We start from the raw sequence: 5,274 nt of genomic DNA, 5'->3' as shown, positions 1-5,274 counted from the left end.
ATCATGGGGCTTTTTTTAAGTGTCCATGATTCGGGGTACAGTTCACTTAAAAGTAAGGTTTCTTTTTTTATATAAATAATTTTACTTATTATCAATATAAGCATTCTTATAAGTATAAACGCCACCAAATTGATGCTTTTCAATTCCTTTTACATAATCCTTTTGTACATAAGCTGAACCAATATGGTAAAGCGGTGCTACCGCAGCGTCCTCTAATACAATACGCTCAGCTTCTCGCAACGCTTCCCATCTTTTCTCTTGATCTAGTACAAGATCATTTTTAGCTTTTTTTATGAGTTCATCGTAATGAGGATTAGAATAATTCATTTTATTATTTGGATTATTTGTCGTAAATAGCTCTAAATAACTAATTGGATCTTTATAATCCGGTCCCCAATTTACCATAGATATATCGTAATCACCTGTTTGTTCTAATTGTAATTTTTGCTTAAATGGCTGTTGTTTAATTTGTATCGTTAATCCATGCAAATTCTTCTCTAAGTCACCTTTTATATATTCCGCTATACGTTTTGCGTTATCTTGTTCAAACGTTAAGAACTCCAGTGTTACCTGTTCTACCCCAAGTTCTTTTTTCGCTTCTTCCCAAACCTTTTTCGCATTTTGTAAATCATATGGAGAAAGATCTCCGTTTTCTTTTCTAAAATCTTTGCCAGTCTCTTCAGTTATATGACCAGCTGGTACAAGTCCACTTGCAGGTTTTGCCCCGTTATTTATAAAGTGAGCGACGAAATCATCTTTATTTAATGCCAATGAGATAGATTGACGTACTTTCTTATTTGCTAACGCATTATTTTTTTCGTTAAAACGTAGCATAGCAATTCCAGGATCACTCGACATGTGTAATTCCTTATTCCCTTTATACTTGTCTACAACTTGTGAATTAATAGGGACTCGCTCCAAATCGCCGGCTTCATATAAATTTACAGCTGTCATTGTGTCCTTTACGATATGAAAGTTTATTTCGTCTAATTTCACTTTCTTTTGATCCCAATATGTAGCATTCTTCTTTAATTGAAACTCTTGTTCATGCTTCCATTTCTCTAATACAAATGGACCGTTATATATGAGATTACTAGGTTCCAATGCATAATTCTTTCCTTGCTCTTTCAAAAATGATTCATTCTGTGGTAAGTATATAGGTAGTGCTAACAACTGTAAAAAGTAAGGAATTGGCTGTTCTAGTTCCACTTCTAGCTTATAATCATTTATAACCGTAACCCCAAGTTCATCAAGAGACATCGTTCCCTTATTGATCTCTTTCGCATTTTTCACGTAAAAAAGCATGGACGCATATTGAGACGCTGTTTCAGGGGTAATTGCACGTTTCCACGCAAACATAAAATCATTTGCTGTTACATTGTCCCCATTTGACCATTTTGCATCTTTACGCAAATCAAATGTATATTTTTTACCATCTTCACTTCTTTTAAACGATTTTGCTACTGCCGGAATAGGATGATCCTGATCATTTAGCACATACAACCCTTCAAATATGTTTTGCATAACGTGTGCTGATGTACCATCCATCGTTTTTGCAGTATCAAGTGAAGGAATTTCTTCTGATACTGTTACATTTAACACTTGTTTTTTAGCTTCTGCATCACTTTTATTAGCTTTATTATTACAAGCTGTTAAAAATAAAGATGTAACAAGTGCCATTACCATTAAACGGCTCTTTTTTCGCTTCATGAATTGCGCTCCTTAAATATAAAATATTATATATTATAGCAGAAATACCAATAGAAAGATGCGACATTCTATTGAATATTTATTCGTTCAAGAAAAAAGCTACCCTTTTTTAAAAAGGATAGCTTTTTCAACCGACATATAATACCTATCTTTGTAAACCTCGTTTAAAACGACTTGCTTCGAATATAATACGCTCTTCATCTAATGTTTTACATTCACCATTCCAAACAACACGTTTACCGTTAATAATTACATCACTTATATCTTTTCCACTAGCTGCATATACAAGATGCGATAACACTTCATCTGCTGGTTGTAAATGCGGCTTATTAGATGGATCAATCGTAATAAAATCAGCACACTTTCCAGGCTCAAGTGATCCCGTTTGTTTCATCCCAATTACTTCTGCTGCTCCTTTCGTCGCAAGAGAAAGAGCTGTTTCAACTGGCAATGCTGTTGCATCTTGATGAATACCTTTTTGTAATAAAGTCGCAATACGCATTTCTTCAAACATATCTAAATTATTGTTAGACGCAACACTATCTGTAGCAATCCCTACTTTAACCCCTGCTTCTAGCATCGCTTTTACATTCGCTATACCAGAACCTAATTTTAAATTACTATTCGGATTATGAGCTACTCGAACATCATGTTCTGCTAAAAATGCACGCTCATTTTCATTTAATACTACTCCATGCGCAATAACTGTTGGACGTTTAAACAATCCGCAACTTGCCGCATATTCTACTGGACGTTTTCCGTACTGTGCTTCAATATCACGTACTTCACGATCTGTTTCAGAAAGGTGGATATGAACCATAGTTTGATTTTCTACTGCAATACGTGCACACTCTTCTAACAGTTCTGTGGAACATGTATATGGACTATGCGGTGCAACCATCGTAGTTAACATACCACTTTCCTTATAATATCGCTTTACATATTTCTCCGCTTCTTCAATTGCTTTCTTTTCATCTTCTTTCGTTCCGAAGCTAAATAAAGTTCTTGAAACAGCAGCTCGCATTCCACTTTTTGACACCGTTTCCATAATTGCATCTTGATCTACTCCAATTGGATTAAACATATCAGAGAATGATGTGGTACCACTTTTCACCATTTCAAGTAATCCTAATTCCGTACTAGCAACCGCAAGCTCTGGAGTAAACTGGCTTTCAAGTGGCCAAATTCTCGTCTCAAGCCACGGCTGTAATAACATATCATCGCCAATACCTCTCAAAAGACTCATTACAACATGTGTATGTGTATTTACAAGCCCAGGTAAAAGCCACTTTCCTTTCATGTCAATTACTTCATCCACTTCAAAATCGTTAGCGAATTCTCCGCTATTTACATCTATAATTTGATCATTTTCTACAATGATATATCCATTTTCTATCACTTCATTTTGTTCATTCATCGTTACAATTGTAGCGTTTACATAAGTTGTTTTCAAAAGTATTTCCCCTTTCAACTCTATGAAGTTCCCTTTAATAAGTTACCACCATTATAGTAACTTATTAAAGATTAAGAGTCAAAAGATAATTTTAATTCTTTCATTATCTTTTCCTTCAAAATGTCATATTGTTTGTCATTTGTATCTGCAAATGCTTCTTCACGGCTCGACTTCACGTCCATATAGTTTAATTTTTCATGAAATTGAGTCCAAGTAAAATCATGCCTTTTCCCATCCACTGTATTGTAAAAATGCCACACTTCTCCTACTTTCGTCTTTTTTATCTCTCCCCCGCATAATTCTTGAATAATAAGGGCCGTTACACCACATTGTCCCTTTGCCGGGTTTTCGCTCGTCCACTTAGAACTCGTTTCTATTGACCAAGATTTTATTAACGCTTCATATATTGGTTTTGTCTTTTTATTATCCATTCTCAGCTTCCCCTGACATTGGTAGTTTTACACACGATATTGTAAAAGAGGTAAAAGGCGATTTTTAAAAACCGTTGATGGTGTCTCACCGATTAGTTTTGCCCCCATTTTCACGTAAAATCCTTTCGCATTTGGATCACTATCAATCGTAAAACTTTTCAATCCTAGTTCATTTGCTTGCTCTACTACAAACCTCCAAAGTATTTTCCCGTATCCTTTTCCTTTATAACTAGGATAAATGTATAGGAAATCGAGAGCATTTTCATTATGTAAAAATGAGAAAAATCCAATCTTCGCATCATCATTTTCTAAAACATATACAAAAGTTATTTTTTATGTAATCCTCTGAGATCGTTAATTCTTCCTTACAAGCTAAAATAAATTCTTCACTATAACCCCAAGTAGCTTTTGAATGTAGTGCCAGTTGACTTAGTTCATTCGCTTCACTTACTACTGCTTCTCTTACCTTCATGATTCTTTCTCCTCACCTTCGATATGTAAACTACTAAAGTGATTCGGAAAGTAATTCAAAAAATCTTTAATTTTCATAGATTAGAAATCCACTTGCTTCTTTTATAACTTGCATTATAATATAGAAAAGTATTCCAAAAAATATTTCATTTAGGGGGAATTGCTTATGCCGTTGGATTACATTTCAGGTAACTAATATTCCAAAATTTGAAGGAGTGCCTGAAATTTGCTAAACTCATATATCAATTCATTCTTATATAAAAATACCGAAAAATTCAAAGGTACAATTTTAGTAGCCCATAAAGAACAAACTCTTTATAAACAGTCATTTGGAAAAGCTAATTACGATTGGGACATACCTAATACAGCTACAACGAAGTTTCGTATCGGATCAATAACTAAAATCTTCACTGCAGTTGCTATTTTAATGCTTGTGGAAGAGAAAAAATTACAGCTACATGATACATTGGATCAATTCATTCCAACTTTCCCAAAAGGAAATCAAATTATGATTGAGCATCTATTAAGTCATACTGCTGGTGTTGGGAATATTACTGCTCAACACAACTTTTTAATACAGTCTTACCAGCCTCGAACACCGGATGAATTAATACAATGGATTATTACATGTCCCTTTGAATCTAGCCCTGGTGAAAAATTCAATTATTCGAATTCAGGTTATATTATATTAGGACACATCATTGAAGTTATAAGTGGGATTTCTTATGAAGAATTTCTTAAAAAGAAGATTTTATATCCACTCTCTATGATGAACACAGATGTTGATCTGAATCACACCATTCAAAAACATAAAGCAACTGGGTATGAGTTACATCCAATTCATGATTTACAGAACACATCATTTATTCATATGTCAAACTCGTATTCAGCTGGTGGATTATTTTCTACAGCCGAAGATTTATATATATTTGATCAAGCGATAAAAGAAAATCGTTTGCTTTCAAATAGTATGACGTCTCGCATGTTTACTGCAGGATCTTATGGAAATGGTTACGGCTGGAACATCGCTATGGCAGGCGAAAATAGTAAACTTGTATTCCATCACGGCGGCATTAACGGCTTTACATCCTCTTATTTACGGTTAATTGACAAAGAGGCTACAATCATCATTTTAAGTAATGTATCTACACTATTAACATCGACTCTTGCTAATGACATAGCTTCTTATATAGAGAATAACTATTAAAA

At 34.2% G+C, this 5,274-nt stretch carries 4 protein-coding genes and 1 pseudogene; 1 reads left to right on the top strand and 4 read right to left on the bottom strand.

Annotated elements, in window-relative coordinates; translation table 11 throughout:
* Window positions 1-81: 81 nt before the first annotated feature.
* From AB3X48_RS17280 to AB3X48_RS17265, 4 genes and pseudogenes are all read right to left on the bottom strand, one after another.
* On the bottom strand, window positions 82-1,710 hold the full coding sequence (locus AB3X48_RS17280) for a peptide ABC transporter substrate-binding protein (protein ID WP_088098945.1): 1,629 nt from the start codon (window positions 1,708-1,710) through the stop codon (window positions 82-84).
* Window positions 1,711-1,855: 145 nt separating this feature from the next.
* Window positions 1,856-3,181 carry a bifunctional S-methyl-5'-thioadenosine deaminase/S-adenosylhomocysteine deaminase gene (locus AB3X48_RS17275; protein WP_081339784.1) on the bottom strand — a complete coding sequence of 442 codons (1,326 nt, stop codon included), beginning with the start codon at window positions 3,179-3,181 and terminating at the stop codon, window positions 1,856-1,858.
* 53 nt (window positions 3,182-3,234) lie between these two features.
* A complete protein-coding gene (locus AB3X48_RS17270; protein WP_002158353.1) occupies window positions 3,235-3,594 on the bottom strand; it encodes a YunG family protein in 360 nt (119 codons plus the stop codon).
* A gap of 27 nt (window positions 3,595-3,621) precedes the next feature.
* Window positions 3,622-4,066: pseudogene (locus AB3X48_RS17265) on the bottom strand (GNAT family N-acetyltransferase).
* A 225-nt stretch (window positions 4,067-4,291) separates the two neighbouring features.
* On the opposite strand from AB3X48_RS17265, the gene AB3X48_RS17260 reads away from it, so the two are divergent.
* Window positions 4,292-5,272 carry a serine hydrolase domain-containing protein gene (locus tag AB3X48_RS17260; protein WP_088078310.1) on the top strand — a complete coding sequence of 327 codons (981 nt, stop codon included), beginning with the start codon at window positions 4,292-4,294 and terminating at the stop codon, window positions 5,270-5,272.
* Window positions 5,273-5,274 lie beyond the last annotated feature (2 nt).

The organism is Bacillus sp. S4, assembly GCF_040838205.1.
Lineage (GTDB): Bacteria > Bacillota > Bacilli > Bacillales > Bacillaceae_G > Bacillus_A > Bacillus_A cereus_U.
The sequence above is the reverse complement of the archived record's forward strand: the minus strand, read 5'-3'. Positions and strand labels throughout refer to the sequence as shown.